Raw genomic sequence first — 17,505 nt, forward strand, 5'->3', positions numbered from 1 at the left:
CCTCGTGCGACATCGGACGTGCGGCCCCGGGCTGCCCAAGACCACAAAGTAGACGTTCTATGAATCCCAACTACCTGGACTTTGAACAGCCGATCGCCGAGCTGGAAGCCAAGATCGATGAGCTACGCCTGGTCGGTAACGACAGCCGTATCAGCTTGAGCGACGAAATCGGCAAGCTTGAAGACAAGAATCGCAAGCTCACCGAATCGATTTTTCGCGATCTTAGCGCCTGGCAGGTATCGCAGCTCTCGCGTCATCCTCAGCGTCCTTACACGCTGGATTACCTCGATAGCCTGTTCGAGGATTTCGACGAGCTGCATGGCGATCGCCATTTCGCCGATGACGCCGCCATCGTGGGCGGCGTGGCGCGCCTCGACGACAAGCCGGTGATGGTCATCGGTCATCAGAAGGGGCGTGACGTCAAAGAGAAGGTGCGGCGCAACTTCGGTATGCCGCGCCCGGAAGGCTATCGCAAGGCGTGCCGGCTGATGGAAATGGCCGAGCGCTTCAAGATGCCGGTATTGACCTTCATCGACACGCCCGGCGCCTATCCCGGGATCGACGCCGAGGAGCGTGGTCAGAGCGAGGCCATCGCTTACAACCTGGCGGTCATGTCGCGCCTCAAGACGCCGATCATCTCCACCGTCGTGGGCGAAGGTGGCTCCGGCGGGGCACTGGCGATCGGTGTCTGCGATGAGCTGCAGATGCTGCAGTACTCGACCTATGCGGTCATTTCCCCGGAAGGCTGCGCCTCGATTCTGTGGAAGAGCGCCGAAAAAGCCTCTGAGGCGGCGCAAGCAATGGGAATTACCGCCGAGCGCCTCAAGGAGCTGGGCTTCGTCGATACCCTGATCAAGGAGCCGCTGGGAGGCGCGCACCGCAACCCGCAAAAGATGGCCGACAGCATCAAGGGCGCCCTCGGCGCCAGTCTCGAACGGCTGGAGTCCATGGAAATGGACGATCTGTTGTCGCGTCGTTACGAGCGCCTGATGAGTTATGGCGCGCCCCAATAACGCCCGGCCGACCCCTGAAGCCCTTGTCGATGACGCCCTGGCGACGACCTCGCCGGGGCGTTGCGTTTGGGTGGCCCTTTCCGGCGGACTGGATTCGTCGCTGCTGCTGACACTCGCGGTCGCCGCCTGCCGCCGCCATCCGCGACCGCTCTATGCGGTGCACGTCAATCATGATCTGCAGCCGGCCGCCGAGGCCTTCGAGCGGCATTGTCGAGCGCTTTGTTCACGCCTTGGCGTGCCGCTCTTCATCGAGCGTGTCACGGTGGCATGTGGTGAGCGCGGCCTCGAGGCACACGCCCGCGATGCTCGGCTGGCGGCCTTTGCTAGGCGCGTCGCGCCGGGCGAGACGCTGTTGCTGGCGCAGCATGCCGACGACCAGGCCGAAGGGATGTTGCTGGCGGGTTTGCGCGGAAGCGGGTTGCGTGGCATGGCCGCCATGCCCGGGAGGCGTGAGTGGCTGGGGCGCTGCATGGTCCGGCCCTGGCTGTCCGTGACGCGGGCGGCGCTTGCGCGCGAGGCCGAGGCACGTGGCCTGCGTTGGATCGACGATCCGAGCAACGCCGACGAAGGTTTCGATCGCAACTATCTGCGTCATACGGTCATGCCGGCGCTGGCGGCGCGTTGGCCGAGTGCGGCGACGTCGCTGTCACGTACCGCCGAGCAACTGGGCGAGAGCGATGCGCTTTTGGAAGAGCTAGCCGAAGAAACCTTGCAGACGCTGGGGGGGGACGCCGCCTGCTTGCCAGTGGCGGATGCCCTGGCGCTCTCCCGGCCCCGTCAGCGGCTTCTCTTGCGCCATGCCTGCCGGCAACGCTCCCTACCCACGCCGCCGCGCGCGCGCCTCGAAAGCTTGCTCGATCAATTACAGGCCCGCGGCGACGCGCAGGTCCATGTCGCTTGGCCGGGTGGAGAGGCCAGGCGCTGGCGAGGATGTCTCTATCTGTTGGCACCGCTCGAGCTTATAGACAGCGACTGGGAGGCCGAGTGGGATGGCTGCGCTCCTCTGGAAACGCCGCTGGGCCCGATGGCGTGGCAACTGATTCCCGACCCATCGCGCCGTGTACGTCTCACGGTGAGAAGGCGTCAGGGCGGAGAGACGCTGCGCGTGGCGGGACGCGGCCGGCGCGACGTCAAACGGCTCCTGCAGGAAGCCGGGATACCGCCCTGGCAGCGCGAACGCGTATGGCTGGCCTGGGAGGGCGAGACCTTGGTCGGCGTGCTGGGCATCGCCGCCGCCGAGGGCTGGCGACTGGCGCCGATGCCCAAAGACAACCGGCTCAGTTAGGTGTCGATAACCAGCGAGAAGCCGGCACTACGTTGATAACGCGCTTCTTGCTCGAGGTCGGCCATCAGCAGCGGCTGTTCGGCCTGGCCGAGTGTCAGTCGCAGTGCGTCGCCATCGGCCTCGAGGCGGACGTCGAGGGTGGGCTGCTCGGGACGCGAATGATTGAGGGCCACCGCCAGGCGCAGGAGTCGCGCCAGCCGTGCATAGGTGGATCGCGTGGCGGCAGGAAGGGCATCGAGTTCCTTGCCAGGGAACTTGCGGCGATGCGCACGCACCAGAAAGGCCAGAGCTTGTTGCTCGGGGCGCGAAAAGCCGGCCAAGTCGGAGTTTTCCAGCAGATAGGCACCGTGGCGGTGAAACTGGCTGTGCGAGATTGCTAGGCCGATTTCGTGCAGCTCGGCGGCCCAGGACAGAAACTGGCGCTGCTCCTGGCTCATGGGCCAGACGTCGGCAACATGCGCGCAGAGGTGTTCGGTGGTGGCGCGTACGTTGCTGGCCTGACGCATGTCGACGTCGAAGCGTCGGCGCAGCGTGAGTAGCGCCGACGCGCGTGAATCCTCGGCGGTATTGCGGCCGAGGAGATCGTAGAGCACACCATCGCGCAAGGCGCCGTCGGAGTAGCGCATGCGCTCCAGATCGAAGGCGTCGAAGATGGCGCATAGAATCGCCACTCCGGCCGGAAACACGCGGGCTCGATCGCTTTTCAGCCCCGTCATGCTCACCTTGTCGAGCCGTTTGCACTTGATCAACCGACGCCGCAGGGCCATGAGCCCCTGGCGGGTCACGATGTCTTCCGGGCCGTCGCCATAGGCGGCCTGTACGGCGGCGATGGCTTTAATGGTGCCGCTCGAGCCGACGGGATCCTGCCAGCCGAGCGCCTGGTAGGGGCGTCGAATATTGGCGAGTTCCGAGAGTGCGGCGAGTTCGGCATCGCGAAAGCGCCGCTCGGTGATCGTGCCGTCGTGGAAGAAACGCTGTGTATAGGCCACGCAGCCCATGTGCAGGCTTTCCAGGGCCAGCGGTTCGAAGCGTTCGCCGATGATGAATTCGGTGGAGCCGCCGCCGATATCGACGATGAGGCGCCGGCCGTGGACCTCGGCCAGCGCATGCGCGGCGCCCAGGTAAATCAGGCGGGCTTCCTCGCGGCCGGCGATGATCTCGATAGGGTGGCCGATCAGGGCCTCGGCTCGATCGATCAGTGTCTGGCGGTTGTGTGCCGCGCGCAGCGCATTGGTGCCGACGATGCGCACATCACCGGCGTCGAGATCGCTCAAATAGGGAGCGAAACGCTCCAGGCAGGCGAGAGCGCGCTCCATGGCAGCTTCGTCGAGGAGATCGTCGTCGTCGAGACCGGCGGCCAGTTGTACTTTTTCGCCCTGCTTGGCGACCACCTGCAGGTCGCCGCCGACTTGATTGGCCACCAGCAGGTGGAAGCTGTTCGAGCCCAGATCGATGGCGGCAAGACGCCGTGGTGCCGGGTGGCGGCTGCTCATGCGAGGATCCTTTTCACAGAAGTATGGCAAGGTTGCGTGGGCGCCCGAGGCTTGTCAATTGTCGCCATGCGGCGTCCAATGGGGAATGATGAATTGGCCGAATGCTCAGGAGGCGGCGTATGTCCGAACAGCTTTTCGAGGTGACGGACGACACCTTCGAGGCCCGCGTGCTGGAAGCAGCCACACCCACCCTGGTGGCCTTTGTGGCGTCCTGGTGCAGCCCCTGCGTCGAATTGCGCCCACGGCTATCCGCCTTGGCCAGCGCGCGTCAGGCGACGTTGCAGGTTGCGCTGTGCGATGTCGACCTCAATACGGCCATGGCGCACAAGTACGGTGTGCGCGGCATGCCGACCTTGGCGTTGTTTACCGACGCGGGGTTGGATACGACGCGCGTGGGGGCGTTGTCCGCTGCGCAACTCGACACCTGGCTCGATCACCAGCTCGCGAATTGAGGGCGTGCCATAAAGAGGGGCCATCCCCGATAAGACCCGGCGTCGCATCCCGTGATCACGCATGAGAAAAGTGGGCTTGCGTTTGGCTGGCGCCTTGACTACCATCGAGACGTTCGCCTGTTCCGAATGCTTCCTGACCGTTCACGCGGCATTGCCGTCGCGGTCCTCCAAGTCGTCAGATCGCCCCAAGTATTCTTGTCTCGCCAAGCCTCCCGATCAGGAGCTGGGCATGGCGCCAGGCGACGCGAACCGAATCTCTCAATACCGTTTTTCGCCAATCCCTCGCTCGGCGATGCCTTGAGGCATGAATGCGACGAGTGGAACGGATTTCCTGGGGCCCTCTGAACGCACCGCGCGGCGCACAACCGCCTCCTGTCTTTTGTCCGGCAATCCCATTGCCTCGCCGACACGAGCAATCTCTGACGAAACCGATGAATCTTACCGAACTCAAGCAAAAAACCGTTCCCGAACTGCTGGATATTGCCCGGGAAATGGGCATCGACAATCTGGCACGTTCGCGTAAACAAGACATCATCTTCGCCATTCTCAAGAAGCATGCGAAAAGTGGTGAAGACATTTATGGCGATGGTGTGCTGGAAATCCTGCAGGATGGCTTCGGCTTTCTTCGCAGCGCTGACAGCTCCTATCTGGCCGGCCCCGATGACATCTATGTCTCGCCGTCGCAGATCCGTCGCTTCAACCTGCGTAAGGGCGATAGCATTGCCGGCAAGATTCGGCCGCCGAAGGAAGGGGAGCGTTATTTTGCGCTTCTCAAGGTTAGCCAGATCAACTTCGACCGGCCCGAAAACGCCAAGCACAAGATCCTGTTCGAGAACCTGACACCGCTGTTCCCGCAGGAACGCATGGTGATGGAGATCGGCAATGGCTCGACGGAGGATCTGACCTCGCGGGTAATCGATCTTACGTCGCCCATCGGCAAAGGCCAGCGTGGTCTGCTCGTGTCGCCGCCCAAGGCGGGCAAGACGCTGATGCTGCAGAACATCGCGACGTCGATCACGCGCAACAATCCCGAATGCCATCTTATCGTGCTGTTGATCGATGAACGTCCCGAAGAGGTCACCGAGATGTCGCGCACCGTGCGTGGCGAGGTGGTGGCCTCGACCTTCGACGAGCCGCCCGCGCGCCACGTTCAGGTCGCCGAGATGGTCATCGAGAAGGCCAAGCGTCTGGTCGAGCACAAGAAGGATGTGGTGATCCTGCTCGACTCCATCACCCGCTTGGCGCGCGCCTACAATACCGTGGTGCCGTCGTCCGGCAAGGTGTTGACCGGCGGTGTCGACGCGCATGCGCTCGAGAAGCCCAAGCGTTTCTTCGGGGCCGCGCGCAACATCGAGGAAGGCGGCAGCCTGACCATCATCGCCACGGCGCTGGTGGATACCGGCTCCAAGATGGACGAGGTCATCTTCGAGGAATTCAAGGGGACCGGCAACATGGAAGCGCACCTCGACCGCAAGCTGGCCGAGAAGCGTGTCTATCCGGCGCTCAACATCCGCCGCAGTGGTACGCGCCGCGAGGATCTCATCGCTTCCGAGGAAGAAATGCAGCGCATGTGGATCCTGCGCAAGCTGCTCAACCCCATGGACGATGTGGCGGCGACGGAGTTTCTGATCGATCGCTTGAAGGATACCAAGACTAACTTGGAGTTCTTCGAGGCCATGAAGCGTAGATAACATCGGTCTGCGCTCGGCAATGCGGCGTTGAACTCCGGCTCGCCATGCGCATGTACTAAAGTACACCCCGCTGGCTCTCCGGAGTTCGCCTTGACCGCGCGTCCCGGTCTGGCCTTCGCTCGATTCGATGCTCTGCATTAATGCGATCAGTGCTACATCTAAGCTTTGCAGCAGAAACGAAAATGAAGGGCGGCATGTTATGCTGCCCTTTTCGCGTTCTGGCACGGAAAACCACATGAAGTATCGGGACTTGCGCGATTTCATCGCGGCGCTGGAGGAACGTGGCGAGCTCCAGCGAATCACGGCGGAGGTCGATCCCTATCTGGAGATCACCGAGATCTGTGATCGCACGCTGCGTGCGGGGGGGCCGGCGCTCTTGTTCGAGAACGTCAAGGGCCACGCCATGCCGTTGCTGGGCAATCTGTTCGGGACGCCGGAGCGTGTCGCGCTGGGCATGGGCCAGGATTCGATCGCTGCACTGCGTGAGGTCGGCGAACTGCTGGCGTTTCTCAAGGAGCCGGAGCCGCCCAAGGGCTTCCGCGATGCCTGGGAAAAGCTCCCGATCTTCAAGCAGGTGATGAGCATGGGGCCCAAGACGCTGCGTAAGGCGCCATGCCAGGAGGTGATCCTTGAAGGCGACGAGGTCGACCTCGACCAGTTGCCGATCCAGCATTGCTGGCCGGGCGATGTGGCACCGCTGGTGACCTGGTCGCTGGTGGTGACCAAGGGGCCTCACAAAGAACGCCAGAATCTGGGCATCTATCGCCAACAGAAATTGGGTAAGAATCGCCTGATCATGCGCTGGCTCTCACATCGCGGCGGGGCGCTGGACTTCCAGGAATGGCAAAGCGCACATCCCGGTGAGCCGTTTCCGGTCGCTGTCGCGTTGGGAGCCGACCCAGCGACGATTCTGGGGGCGGTGACTCCGGTGCCCGACAGTCTTTCCGAATACGCCTTCGCCGGCTTGCTGCGCGGCTCGCGCACCGAGCTGGTCAAGTGCGGCCATGCCGATCTCGAGGTTCCGGCGTCGAGCGAAATCGTTCTAGAGGGCTACCTCTACCCCGACGATATGGCCCCGGAAGGCCCTTATGGCGACCACACCGGCTACTACAACGAGGTCGAAACCTTCCCGGTCTTCACCGTGGAACGCATCACCCATCGCCGCGAGCCGATCTATCATTCCACCTATACGGGGCGACCACCGGATGAACCTGCCATCCTGGGCCTGGCGCTCAACGAAGTGTTCGTGCCGATCCTGCGCAAGCAGTTTCCCGAGATCGTCGATTTCTACCTGCCGCCAGAGGGCTGTTCCTACCGTATGGCGGTGGTGACCATGAAAAAACAGTACCCGGGCCATGCCAAGCGCGTGATGATGGGCGTCTGGAGCTTCTTGCGCCAGTTCATGTACACCAAGTTCGTGATCGTGCTCGATAACGATGTCGACGCACGCAACTGGGAAGATGTGATCTGGGCGATCACGACGCGTATGGATCCGGCCCGCGATACGGTGATGGTCGAGAACACGCCGATCGACTATCTCGATTTCGCCTCGCCGGTGGCAGGCCTGGGCTCGAAGATGGGGTTCGATGCCACCACTAAATGGGCGGGCGAAACCGATCGCGAGTGGGGCACGCCCATCGTCATGGACGATGCCGTCAAGCGGCGTGTCGACGCGCGCTGGGAAGAATACGGTATCGCTACGCGGCCACCGGCTCCCCGCCATTCGCCCCAGAGCGACGAACGAGGACACGATGACGCCTAAGACGCTGACCTGCCATGTCGAGTCGGTCGAGGACCTGACGACCGACGTATTTCGCGTCCATCTGGCGGGGCGCCGCGAGGCCATCGCGCATGCCCCCGGCCAGTATTTGGAACTCAAGCTCGACGAGGAGATCTGGGTACCGTTCTCCATCGCCAACGCCCATGTCGACGACGGCATTATCGAGTTGCACGTTCAGCATTGGCCGGAACGCAGCAATTCGGCGCGCCTGCGCGAGATCCTCGTGCAGGCCGCTCAGTTGACCGTACGCTTGCCCAATGGCGGTTGCGTGCTGGATACCCACAGTCGGCGACCCTTGACGCTGATCGCGGCGGGCACCGGTTTCGCGCAGATGAAAGCCATCGTCGAGGCGGCGCTGGCCAACGATCATCCGGGACCGATTCGGCTGTGGTGGGCGGTCAAGTCGCCCCGTGACCTGTACCTGGAAAGCCTGGCGCTCGAGTGGGCCGCCACGCATGCCCATCTGGACGTGCATACCGTGGTCGAGGACAGCGAGCCCGCGCTGAGCGCGCCGGCCGGCGTGACGCGACACATCGGTCGCATCGACGAGGTGCTCGCCGAGTACCACGGTGACGTCTCCGGCGACGACGTCTACCTGTCCGGTTCGCCGGGCATGGTCTACGCCTGCATCGACACCCTGGCCCCGTTGGGACTCGATCCTGAACGGGTCTTCTCGGATGTCTTTGCCTATGCGCCGCGTGTGCCGTTGATTCCGCTGCCGGACGACCCGGCCGAGAGCGTACCGCTGGCACCCGGTGAGCGCCGCGCGGAGGATGACGCATGAGCCAATCGCCGATTCTCGTCACCGGGGGCGCCCAGCGCTTGGGGCGCCACTGCGTGGAGCGCCTGCTCGACGACGGCCAGCCGGTGATCATGAGCTACCGTCGCGAGCGTGAGTCTCTGGAGGCGTTGCGGCGGCGCGGGGCGGTGACTCTCGCAGCGGACTTTTCCAGCGAGGCGGGCATTCACGATTTCATCGCGCGCCTCAAGGCGCAGACCTCGTCGCTGCGCGCCATCGTCCATAATGCCAGCGACTGGGCGCCGGACAGCCTCGACGACGATGCCGGTGCCAATTTCGAACGCCTGTTTCGCGTTCACATGCAGGCCCCGTACCTGATCAATCTGCATGCCCGCGAACTGCTCGACGCCTGCCAAGAACCGCAGCGCGACATCATCCACATGACCGATTACGTCAGCCAGAAGGGTTCGCGCAAGCACGCCGCCTATGCGGCGACCAAGGCGGGACTGGACAACCTGACCCTTTCGTTTGCCGCGATGTACGCGCCGAGTATTCAGGTCAACGCCATCGCACCGGCCTTGATCATGCTGGGCGACGGTGACGACGAAGCCTATGCCGAGAAGGCCAAGGCCAAGTCGTTGATGGCCAAGGTGCCGGGGCCGGGCGTGATCTATCAGACACTGCGTTATCTGCTCGACAACGATTTCGTGACCGGTGCGATATTGCCCGTCGATGGTGGTCGTCACCTGCGATGAGCGATAGCCCCGCAGTGGGCTTGCCAAATGGCGACAGCCATGTAGGATGAAGCCATGTTTTGGAGTCAACCCATGTCGATAGCATCAGCAGCCACCGCAAGCATGCATTCCCTGCCGACTCAGGCAGCGGAAGCGGGTGCGCGCGCGTTCTTTGGCTTTAGCTATTGGTATTGGTTTAGCCCCGGCGTGTCCGGCGTTAGGGTCACATGACCTGATACGCCGAGAGGCACGCCCCACCCCGGGTTGCCTCCAGCGTCTTCGAACCCCCGGTCGGCAACCCGACCGGGGGTTTTTGCGTTTAATCCACCTCTTTTTTGACGAATGACACAGGAGCGCAACATGTTCGAGATCGGCGGCGCATGGCAGAGCACGCAGGCACTATATTATTGGCGATTTAGCGACGTCCGGTCGGTCTTATCTGCCACCTCCGACCGTGAAACGCTGGGTGGCGTCCGCCGAACACGAAGTTCCGCTGTCCGCTCGTGACGGACAGCCCAGACAAGAGACTCGACATGAACGCACCCTTGACGATGCCCCAACGCCCCCAGGCCGCCACGGCACCTTCTCATCAGCCCCTGCCCACGCCGGGTGAACTCAAGCAGCGCCTGCCGCTGGAAAGCGCCCTCGAGGAGCAGATCGAGCGCCAGCGTGGCGAGATTCAGGCCATTCTCGACGGGCACGACGACCGCCTGCTGGTCGTGGTGGGGCCCTGCTCGATTCACGACCCGTGCGCGGCGCTGGAATACGCTGAAAAGCTCAGTGAGCTCGCCGCGCGCCTCGACGACCGTCTGCTAATGGTCATGCGTGTATATGTCGAAAAGCCGCGTACCACGGTGGGCTGGAAGGGGCTCGCCTATGACCCGCACCTGGATGGCAGTGACGACATGGCGCATGGCCTGGAGGTCTCGCGGCGCTTGATGCGTGATATTGCCGCCTTGGGCATGCCCGTGGCCACCGAATTGCTGCAGCCGATGGCCGCGCCGTACCTGGAAGACCTGCTCAGTTGGGTCGCTATCGGGGCGCGCACCACCGAGTCGCAGATCCATCGTGAACTCGCCAGTGGCCTGCGCGCCGCGGTGGGCTTCAAGAACGGCACCGACGGCAGTGTCGATGTCGCCGTTGCCGCGATGCAGTCCGCTGCGCACCCACACCGTCATTTCGCTCTCGACGATGCGGGCCGCCCGTCGATGCGCGAGACCGACGGCAATCCGCATACCCACGTGGTGCTGCGGGGCGGGCATGGCAAGCCCAACTATGATGTGGATTCGGTTCGTGCCTGTCGCCGCGAGCTACAAAGCGCCGGCATAGCGCCGCGTCTGATGGTCGACTGCAGCCATGCCAATTCGCGCAAAGATCACCGCCGCCAGACCGAGGTCATGCTCGATGTGCTCGAACAGCGTCTGGCCGGCGACCGCGATTTGGTCGGCGTGATGCTGGAAAGCCACCTGCACGAAGGCAAGCAGGCGCTGCAGCCCGGTGCGATGCGTTATGGTGTCTCCGTCACCGATGCTTGCCTGGGTTGGGAGGGCACTGAGCACTTGCTGACATTGGCCGCCGAGCGGTTGCGCGACGCCTGTGCCTGAGCGGCACTTCATGGCACTGTCATATCGGCGGTTCAGGATATGACCTCACAGCATGTTCCGACACGCCGGTGTGTCGGTGGAACGCCGTGAGGAGAGACCATGAGCAAGGAAATCGAGACTCAGCACAACTTCAATCGCAGCGATAACGAACCGTTCTCGTCGATACTGGCACGCCATGTTTCTCGACGTGACATCATGCGGGGTGGCCTGAGTCTGGCTGCCTTGGGCATGTTGGGCGGCATCGGCGGGCTCAACCTCGCCAATGCCCAGGAAAGCGGTGCCGGCAAGACGCCGCTGGCGCTAGCATTCGAATCGCTGCATGGCTCGCGTACCGATGCCGTGCTGGTCCCCGAGAGCTATACCGCACAGGTGTTGATCCCCTGGGGGACGCCGTTAGATGAGCAGGCACCGGCTTGGCATCGTGGGCAGGAAATGACCGCCGAAGCGCAGGCTCACAGCGTAGGCATGCATCACGATGGTATGCATGCCTTTCCGCTCGATGCGGACAATGCCTCGCGCGATTTCCTGCTTGCCCTCAACAACGAATATATCGATCAGAACGCGCTTTGGGCGCCGCGCGGAGGGCCGACGAATCCCGACAGAGGTCAACGTCCGGCCGACGAGGTACGTACTGAAGTCCATGCTCATGGCGTCACCATCGTACGGGTGCGAAAGCAGGCGGATGCGCGTTGGTCGCATGTGGCCGGTGACGCTCACAATCGCCGTTTCACCAGCGCGACGCCGATGGACTTGGCAGGCCCCGTGGCCGGCAGCGATTACGTCAGGACACGCTATTCCCCGGAAGGCACGCAGACACGTGGCACCAACAACAACTGTGCCAATGGCTTCACGCCTTGGGGCACCTACCTGACCTGCGAAGAGAACTGGCCTGAGGTCTTCGTCAACCGAGGCGAGCTCAATATCGACGATCGTCGCCTGGGGCTACCCACCGAACGCGGCCGCTACGGCTGGGAAACCGCCGCCGGCACCGAGGGCGAGCGCGAGGACGAGTTCGCGCGTTTCGATGTCACGCCGCGTGGCAACGGACCGCGTGACGATTATCGCAACGAGACGCGCACCTTCGGCTATATCGTGGAGATCGATCCATACGATGGCCAATCCCGCGCCGTGAAGCGCACTGCGCTGGGGCGCTTTCGCCATGAGGGCTGCTGGCCGGGCAAGCTGGTCGCCGGTGAGCCGGTCGTCTTCTATTCCGGTCATGACGCGCGGAACGAGTACATCTACAAGTTCGTGTCCGATGCCAACTGGGATCCTGCGGATGCCAACCGTCCCGGTGAGAGTTACGACCGTTTGGCGTTGGGTGCCAAGTACATGGACCAAGGCACGCTTTACGTCGCGAGGTTCAGCGCCGATGGCAGCGGTGAATGGCTGCCCCTAGAGCCGGAGACGCGCGTGGCGGACGGTCGCACGCTGGCCTCAGCCCTGTCATTGGCGGAAGACGACCGTGCGGGCGTCATCGTGCATACCTGCGACGCCGCCGACCTGCTCGGCGCCACGCCGATGGACCGTCCCGAATGGGGAACCGTTGATCCGGCCTCGGGTGAGGTCTATATGACGCTGACCAATAACTCTCAGCGCACCGCCGCCGACACGGCGCCGACCTTCACCCATGAAGGCGACGACATCGACGCCGCGGGCGTGGGGTATGCCACGGCCCCCACCAATGCCGCGAATCCGCGCGCCGACAACGAGGCGGGGCAGGTGATCCGCTGGCGGGAGCGGGGCGACGATGCCACGCGTTTCGACTGGGAGGTGTTCGTGTTCGGCGCCGCTGCGGGCGATGCCGACAACCTGTCGGGGCTGACCGAGGGCAACCAGTTCGCCAGCCCCGATGGCCTGTGGTACGACGACCGCGGTGACGGCCAAGGCATTCTGTGGATCGAGACCGACAATGGCTACGACGGTGTCGCCGAGCAGACCAACGACCAGGTGCTGGCGGTGGTGCCGGCGGCACTGTCACGTGAGAGTGGCCAGGCGTCGGTGGTGGGTGCCGCCAACCAGCAGCAACTCAAGCGATTTGCGGTGGGCCCCAACGACTGCGAGGTGACAGGGATCTTTGCCACGCCGGACAAGACGGCGTTGTTCATCAACATCCAGCATCCCGGCAATTGGCCGGCGGATGCCGATGCGGCGACGCAGGATGCCACGAAGGCCGCCGCCGGCAGCGTACGCCCGCGGGCGGCCACGGTGGTGATCCAGAAAGCCGATGGTGGGCAGGTCGGGGTATAACTGACGGCGTGAGGCGGGAAGACAAACCCTCCGAGGCATAACCTCGGAGGGTTTGTCGTTCCAGGGGAGGAACTCGGCATACTGCCTACGAGCTACGAGCTACGAGCTACGAGCTACGAGCTACGAGCTACGAGCTACGAGCTACGAGCTACGAGCTACGAGCTACGAGCTACGAGCTACGAGCTACGAGCTACGAGCTACGAGTTCAGGGCTTGGCGGCATAAGCATAGAGTAAGGTTTCCTGGGCGCTGATCGGTTCGGCGTCGCCGGCATCGAGGAGACGGTAGCGGCCGTCGGTTTGTAGCTCCCAGCTCTGACAGTTGTCCACTAGGTAGGTGGCCAGGTCCTTGCGCACCCGTTGGGCGAGCTTCTTGTCGAGCAGTGGGAAGCAGGTCTCCACGCGGCGGAACATGTTGCGCTCCATGAAATCGGCGCTGGAGCACCAGGTCTCGGGCTTGCCGCCGTTGTGGAAGTGAAACACCCGGGTGTGCTCCAGGAAACGACCGATGATCGAGCGCACCCGAATGTTCTCGGAGACGCCCTCGACCCCGGGGCGCAGGCAGCACATGCCGCGAATGATGAGATCGCACTGCACACCGGCGCGCGAGGCGCGGTAGAGCGCGCGAATCAACTGCGGCTCGGTCAGCGAGTTGCACTTGATGATCAGCTGCGCCTTTTGGCCCTTTTCGGCGTGACGCGCTTCGCGGTCGATCATGGCCACCAGGCGGTCGTGCAGCACGAACGGCGCGTGTAGGAGCGTATCGATCTGGCGCGGCTTGCCCATCCCCGAGAGTTGCTGGAAGACCATATGCACGTCTTCACAGAGCGTTTCGTTGGCGGTGAGCAGGCTGTAGTCGGTATACAGCTTGGCGGTCTTGGAGTGGTAGTTGCCGGTGCCCAGGTGCGCGTAATAGCGCAAGGCGCCGCGTTCGCGGCGTACCACGTGAAGCATCTTGGCATGCGTCTTGTAGGCCATGACGCCGTAGATGACGATGGCGCCGGCTTCTTGCAGGCGCGAGGCCAGTGCCAGGTTGTCGGCCTCGTCGAAACGGGCGCGCAACTCGATGACCACGGTGACTTCCTTGCCGTTGCGCGCCGCATTGACCAGAGCGCCGACGATGGGCGAGTCCGCGCCGGTCCGGTAGAGGGTCTGCTTGATCGCCAGTACGTCGGGATCGTCGGCCGCCTCTTGAAGCCAGTCCTCGATCAGCGAGAAGGACTGGAAGGGATGATGCAGCAAGATGTCGCTCTGGGCGATCTGGGTGAACAGGCTGACATCGCTCTTGACCTGACGCGGCAATCCCGGCGTGAAGGTGCGATACAAAAGGTCCGGGCGGTCGACGTCGCTGAGTACCGACATCAGGCGGGTCAGGTTGACCGGGCCGGATACACGGTAGAGATCCGCCGCCTCGAGTTCGAACTGGGTCAGTAGGAAGCGCGAGAGTTGATCGGGGCAGTTGTCGGCGACTTCCAGGCGCACGCCGCTGCCGTAGCGCCGTGCCAGCAGCTCGCCGCGCAGCGCCGAGGCCAGGTCCGAGACGTCCTCGGGGTCGACGGCCAGATCGGCGTTGCGCGTCAGGCGGAACTGGTAGCAGCCACGCACTTCCATGCCGGGGAAGACCTCCTGGGCATGGGCATGGATCATCGAGGAGAGAAACACGTACTCGGTGTAGCCTGACTCGCACAGCTCGCTCGGCAGACGCATCAAGCGTGGCAGCGAGCGTGGCGCTGGCAGGATGGCCATGCCCCCCTCACGACCGAAGGCGTCGGTGCCTTCGAGCTCGACGATGAAGTTCAGGCTCTTGTTGACCAGTCGCGGGAAGGGGTGCGAGGGATCGAGGCCGATGGGACTGATCACCGGCATGATCTCTTCGGCGAAATACTCGCGCACCCACGCGGCCTGCGCCTCGGTCCACTGCGTGCGTCGCCGGAAGCGCAGCCCCTGCTCCTCGAGTGCCGGGATCAGCGTCTCGTTGAGAATATGGTATTGGCGTTCGACCTGCTCGTGCGTGATGCGCGAGATTTCGGCCAGTACCTGGCGCGGCGGCAGGCCATCGGCACCGCTCTCCTCGCGCGACAGGGCAATCTGATGCTTGAGACCGGCCACCCGGATTTCGAAGAACTCATCCAGGTTGGAAGAAAAGATCAGCAGAAACATCAACCGGTTGAGCAGTGGATGCGAAGGATCCAGAGCCTGCTCGAGCACGCGGATATTGAACTGCAGGTGCGAGAGTTCGCGATTGAAGTACAGTGCCGGATCGTCAAGATCCGCCTCGGGGAACGGCGTGGGCTTGGCGTGAATGCCCGTGCGCGTGCGGTTGACGCGAAGCGGCGGCGTTTCACCGGCTTCCTGAGAGGTTGTATTGTCGCTACCGAGGGGAACATCGGAAGAGCGCGTGCCGTCCATCATGAGCTCCCTGTCGTCTTTGGTGACCAACCGCTGCCCCGGAAGCATGACACCCGTCTGTGACAGGAATGTGACAGAGGCGACCGGACTTTTCAGTATACGCATGAAACAGGGCGCGACACGCGTCAACCCACGATGAGGACGGGCCAAGCGTGGCCCGTGTGTCGGAGGTCAGCTTTCGTGGGGTGCTTCGTCATCGGCGTCATACCGGTGACGCGGGACCAGGCGACCGAAGAGGATGCCGACCTCGAACAGCAGCCACATGGGGATGGCGAGTAGGCTCTGGGAGACGACGTCCGGGGGCGTCATCAGCATGCCGACCACGAAGCAGCCGACGAGCACATAGGGGCGTTTCTTGCCGAGACTCTCGACACTGGTTGCACCGGTCCAGATCAGCAGGAAAGTGGCGATGGGAATCTCGAAGGCCGCACCGAAGGCGAAGAACAGCTTGAGCACGAAATTGAGATACTGATTGATATCGGTCATGACCGTGACGTTCTCCGGCCCGGTGTGGACGAAGAAGTCGAACAATAGGGGAAAGACCGCGAAATAGGCGAAGGCCACGCCGCCGTAGAACAGCAAGATACTCGAGGCGAGCAGAGGAAATGCCAACGTCTTCTCGTGTCGGTAAAGGCCCGGGGCGATGAATGCCCAGGCCTGGTAGAGCACGAAGGGAACAGCGATGAACAAGGCCGTGAACAACGTCAGCTTGAAGGGCGCCAGGAATGGCGATGCCACTTCGGTGGCGATCATCTGCGAGCCTTCGGGCAAGAGCGCCATCAGGGGGTCGGCAACGAAGCTGTAGATGTCGTTGGAGAAGGCGTAAAGCGCAGCAAAGATGACGACGATCACCGCCACCGCCTTGACCAGCCGCGAACGCAGCTCAATCAGGTGTTCGATCAAGGGTGTCTGGGCGTGCTCCTCCGGTTCGCGGGGCGGTGTATCGCTCATGGGGCGTTGGAATCCTTGGCGGACGAGGCGTCGGGTGTTTCCCGGGAAGCGGCGGGACGCGCCGCCGGGGTGTCATCACCCGGTCTAGGCGCCGTCTGGCCTCGGCGTGATCCGGCGTGATGCGTATCGGTGTCGTCGGCGTGGCGTTCGACCCCGTCACGAACCTTGTGCAGACCGGCGTCGAGCTTACGTTGTTGCTCGTTGAGCTTCTGGCGCAGGTCTTCGGCTTCCAGCTGTGCATTGATTTCACGCTGCATGCCGGACACCGTGCGCTTGATCTTGCCGATCCACAGGCCCACGGTGCGCGCCGCCGTGGGCAGGCGCTCTGGTCCCAGCACCAATAGGGCCACGACACCGATGAGCATCAGTTCGAGAAAGCCCATATCGAACATGGCGGTTACTTCCGCTCGGAGGTTTCGTCGGCCTTGGACGATTGCGAGGCTTTCGGTTTCGTGTCGAGCGTCTCGTCGTTCACGTCATGCTCGACACGCTGCTGCGTCGTGTCCTCGTCGTCGTGCGCTTTTTTCTGCTCTTCTTCGCCGACGGCGCTCTTGAACCCCTTGACGGCGCCTCCGAGATCGCTGCCCAGGTTGCGCAGCTTCTTGGTGCCGAAGATCAGGATGACGATGCCGAGAACGATCAGCAGCTGCCAGATACTGATTCCACCTAACATGGACGATCTCCTTGATGCCCGAAAACGGCCGGGCCGATTAGCGTGATGGGCGTGACGCTTTTTCTTCCAAGCCGGACGTTCCGAAGCGTCGGGCCAATTCATCCAACACCGCCTGATGGTCGATGTCTAGATGCGAGAGCATCACTAGGCTATGAAACCACAGGTCGGCGGTTTCGGCGACCAATGCCTGCCGCGTTTTGTCGTCGCCATGTTCGGCATCCTTGGCAGCCAGCAGGGTTTCGGTCGCTTCCTCACCGACTTTCTCCAGGATCTTGTTGAGGCCCTGGGCATGGAGTTTGGCAACGTACGAGCTGTCGGGTGCGGCATGGCGGCGTGCGGCCAGGACGTCCGATAGCTGGGAAAGCGTATCACTCATGATGTGACGGTTCCGAGACAAAGAGGATGATGGGTAGATGATAGCAGCAACATTGCG

15 protein-coding genes are annotated in these 17,505 nt (G+C 63.0%); 9 read left to right on the forward strand and 6 right to left on the reverse strand.

From position 1 onward, the window contains the following. Window positions 1-59 precede the first annotated feature (59 nt). Together accA and tilS are read left to right on the forward strand one after the other, a co-directional pair. Entirely contained in the window at window positions 60-1,013 is a 954-nt protein-coding gene (accA, locus tag KZO83_RS00390) for an acetyl-CoA carboxylase carboxyl transferase subunit alpha (protein WP_178998498.1), read from the forward strand. Then, window positions 997-2,298 (forward strand): tRNA lysidine(34) synthetase TilS, encoded by a 1,302-nt coding sequence (gene tilS, locus KZO83_RS00395; RefSeq protein WP_247619353.1) that lies wholly within the window; start codon window positions 997-999, stop codon window positions 2,296-2,298. The genes accA and tilS overlap by 17 nt, the downstream gene beginning before the upstream one ends. Here the strand turns inward: tilS and ppx are convergent. After that, window positions 2,295-3,791 carry an exopolyphosphatase gene (ppx, locus tag KZO83_RS00400; RefSeq protein ID WP_247619354.1) on the reverse strand — a complete coding sequence of 499 codons (1,497 nt, stop codon included), beginning with the start codon at window positions 3,789-3,791 and terminating at the stop codon, window positions 2,295-2,297. The two genes, tilS and ppx, sit on opposite strands and share 4 nt — an antisense overlap. A 119-nt stretch (window positions 3,792-3,910) precedes the next feature. On the opposite strand from ppx, the gene KZO83_RS00405 reads away from it, so the two are divergent. The 7 genes from KZO83_RS00405 to KZO83_RS00435 all read left to right on the forward strand — a co-directional run bounded on the left by KZO83_RS00405 (window position 3,911) and on the right by KZO83_RS00435 (window position 13,041). Beyond that, window positions 3,911-4,243, forward strand: coding sequence for a thioredoxin family protein (locus tag KZO83_RS00405; protein WP_247619355.1), 333 nt, complete (start codon window positions 3,911-3,913; stop codon window positions 4,241-4,243). 431 nt (window positions 4,244-4,674) lie between these two features. Then, on the forward strand, window positions 4,675-5,934 hold the full coding sequence (gene rho, locus KZO83_RS00410; RefSeq protein ID WP_178998501.1) for a transcription termination factor Rho: 1,260 nt from the start codon (window positions 4,675-4,677) through the stop codon (window positions 5,932-5,934). Between the two features lie 235 nt (window positions 5,935-6,169). After that, window positions 6,170-7,696, forward strand: a complete 1,527-nt coding sequence (gene ubiD / locus KZO83_RS00415; RefSeq protein WP_178998502.1) for a 4-hydroxy-3-polyprenylbenzoate decarboxylase — start codon at window positions 6,170-6,172, stop codon at window positions 7,694-7,696. Further along, window positions 7,686-8,498, forward strand: a complete 813-nt coding sequence (locus KZO83_RS00420) for an NAD(P)H-flavin reductase (RefSeq protein ID WP_247619356.1) — start codon at window positions 7,686-7,688, stop codon at window positions 8,496-8,498. Before ubiD ends, KZO83_RS00420 begins: the two co-directional genes overlap by 11 nt. Next, on the forward strand, window positions 8,495-9,208 hold the full coding sequence (gene folM, locus KZO83_RS00425; RefSeq protein ID WP_178998504.1) for a dihydromonapterin reductase: 714 nt from the start codon (window positions 8,495-8,497) through the stop codon (window positions 9,206-9,208). The genes KZO83_RS00420 and folM overlap by 4 nt, the downstream gene beginning before the upstream one ends. A gap of 512 nt (window positions 9,209-9,720) precedes the next feature. Continuing rightward, window positions 9,721-10,791 (forward strand): 3-deoxy-7-phosphoheptulonate synthase, encoded by a 1,071-nt coding sequence (locus KZO83_RS00430; RefSeq protein WP_247619357.1) that lies wholly within the window; start codon window positions 9,721-9,723, stop codon window positions 10,789-10,791. A 99-nt stretch (window positions 10,792-10,890) separates the two neighbouring features. Then, window positions 10,891-13,041, forward strand: coding sequence for a PhoX family protein (locus KZO83_RS00435; protein WP_247619358.1), 2,151 nt, complete (start codon window positions 10,891-10,893; stop codon window positions 13,039-13,041). 205 nt (window positions 13,042-13,246) lie between these two features. Here the strand turns inward: KZO83_RS00435 and ppk1 are convergent, their stop codons facing one another. From ppk1 to KZO83_RS00460, 5 genes are all read right to left on the reverse strand, one after another. After that, window positions 13,247-15,448, reverse strand: coding sequence for a polyphosphate kinase 1 (gene ppk1, locus KZO83_RS00440; protein WP_247619359.1), 2,202 nt, complete (start codon window positions 15,446-15,448; stop codon window positions 13,247-13,249). A gap of 171 nt (window positions 15,449-15,619) precedes the next feature. Continuing rightward, on the reverse strand, window positions 15,620-16,399 hold the full coding sequence (gene tatC / locus KZO83_RS00445; protein WP_040239583.1) for a twin-arginine translocase subunit TatC: 780 nt from the start codon (window positions 16,397-16,399) through the stop codon (window positions 15,620-15,622). After that, window positions 16,396-16,791, reverse strand: a complete 396-nt coding sequence (tatB, locus tag KZO83_RS00450) for a Sec-independent protein translocase protein TatB (protein WP_040239585.1) — start codon at window positions 16,789-16,791, stop codon at window positions 16,396-16,398. The genes tatC and tatB overlap by 4 nt, the downstream gene beginning before the upstream one ends. Window positions 16,792-16,796: 5 nt before the next feature. Further along, a complete protein-coding gene (gene tatA, locus KZO83_RS00455) occupies window positions 16,797-17,072 on the reverse strand; it encodes a Sec-independent protein translocase subunit TatA (protein WP_247619360.1) in 276 nt (91 codons plus the stop codon). Window positions 17,073-17,109: 37 nt separating this feature from the next. Beyond that, the gene (locus KZO83_RS00460; RefSeq protein WP_247619361.1) at window positions 17,110-17,448 is read right to left on the reverse strand and encodes a phosphoribosyl-ATP diphosphatase; all 339 of its coding nucleotides are present in this window, start codon (window positions 17,446-17,448) and stop codon (window positions 17,110-17,112) included. Between the last annotated feature and the right edge of the window lie 57 nt (window positions 17,449-17,505).

Source organism: Chromohalobacter moromii (genome assembly GCF_023091865.1).
GTDB classification, from domain to species: Bacteria; Pseudomonadota; Gammaproteobacteria; order Pseudomonadales; family Halomonadaceae; genus Chromohalobacter; species Chromohalobacter moromii.

Coding starts and splice junctions, on each gene's coding strand:
- KZO83_RS00430 (WP_247619357.1), top strand. CDS start 9,721: ATGAACGCACCCTTGACGATGCCCCAACGCCCCCAGGCCGCCACGGCA.
- tatA (WP_247619360.1), bottom strand. CDS start 17,072: ATGTTAGGTGGAATCAGTATCTGGCAGCTGCTGATCGTTCTCGGCATC.
- ubiD (WP_178998502.1), top strand. CDS start 6,170: ATGAAGTATCGGGACTTGCGCGATTTCATCGCGGCGCTGGAGGAACGT.
- KZO83_RS00435 (WP_247619358.1), top strand. CDS start 10,891: ATGAGCAAGGAAATCGAGACTCAGCACAACTTCAATCGCAGCGATAAC.
- KZO83_RS00460 (WP_247619361.1), bottom strand. CDS start 17,448: ATGAGTGATACGCTTTCCCAGCTATCGGACGTCCTGGCCGCACGCCGC.
- KZO83_RS00405 (WP_247619355.1), top strand. CDS start 3,911: ATGTCCGAACAGCTTTTCGAGGTGACGGACGACACCTTCGAGGCCCGC.
- accA (WP_178998498.1), top strand. CDS start 60: ATGAATCCCAACTACCTGGACTTTGAACAGCCGATCGCCGAGCTGGAA.
- tatB (WP_040239585.1), bottom strand. CDS start 16,791: ATGTTCGATATGGGCTTTCTCGAACTGATGCTCATCGGTGTCGTGGCC.
- tilS (WP_247619353.1), top strand. CDS start 997: ATGGCGCGCCCCAATAACGCCCGGCCGACCCCTGAAGCCCTTGTCGAT.
- folM (WP_178998504.1), top strand. CDS start 8,495: ATGAGCCAATCGCCGATTCTCGTCACCGGGGGCGCCCAGCGCTTGGGG.
- ppx (WP_247619354.1), bottom strand. CDS start 3,791: ATGAGCAGCCGCCACCCGGCACCACGGCGTCTTGCCGCCATCGATCTG.
- rho (WP_178998501.1), top strand. CDS start 4,675: ATGAATCTTACCGAACTCAAGCAAAAAACCGTTCCCGAACTGCTGGAT.
- KZO83_RS00420 (WP_247619356.1), top strand. CDS start 7,686: ATGACGCCTAAGACGCTGACCTGCCATGTCGAGTCGGTCGAGGACCTG.
- ppk1 (WP_247619359.1), bottom strand. CDS start 15,448: ATGGACGGCACGCGCTCTTCCGATGTTCCCCTCGGTAGCGACAATACA.
- tatC (WP_040239583.1), bottom strand. CDS start 16,399: ATGAGCGATACACCGCCCCGCGAACCGGAGGAGCACGCCCAGACACCC.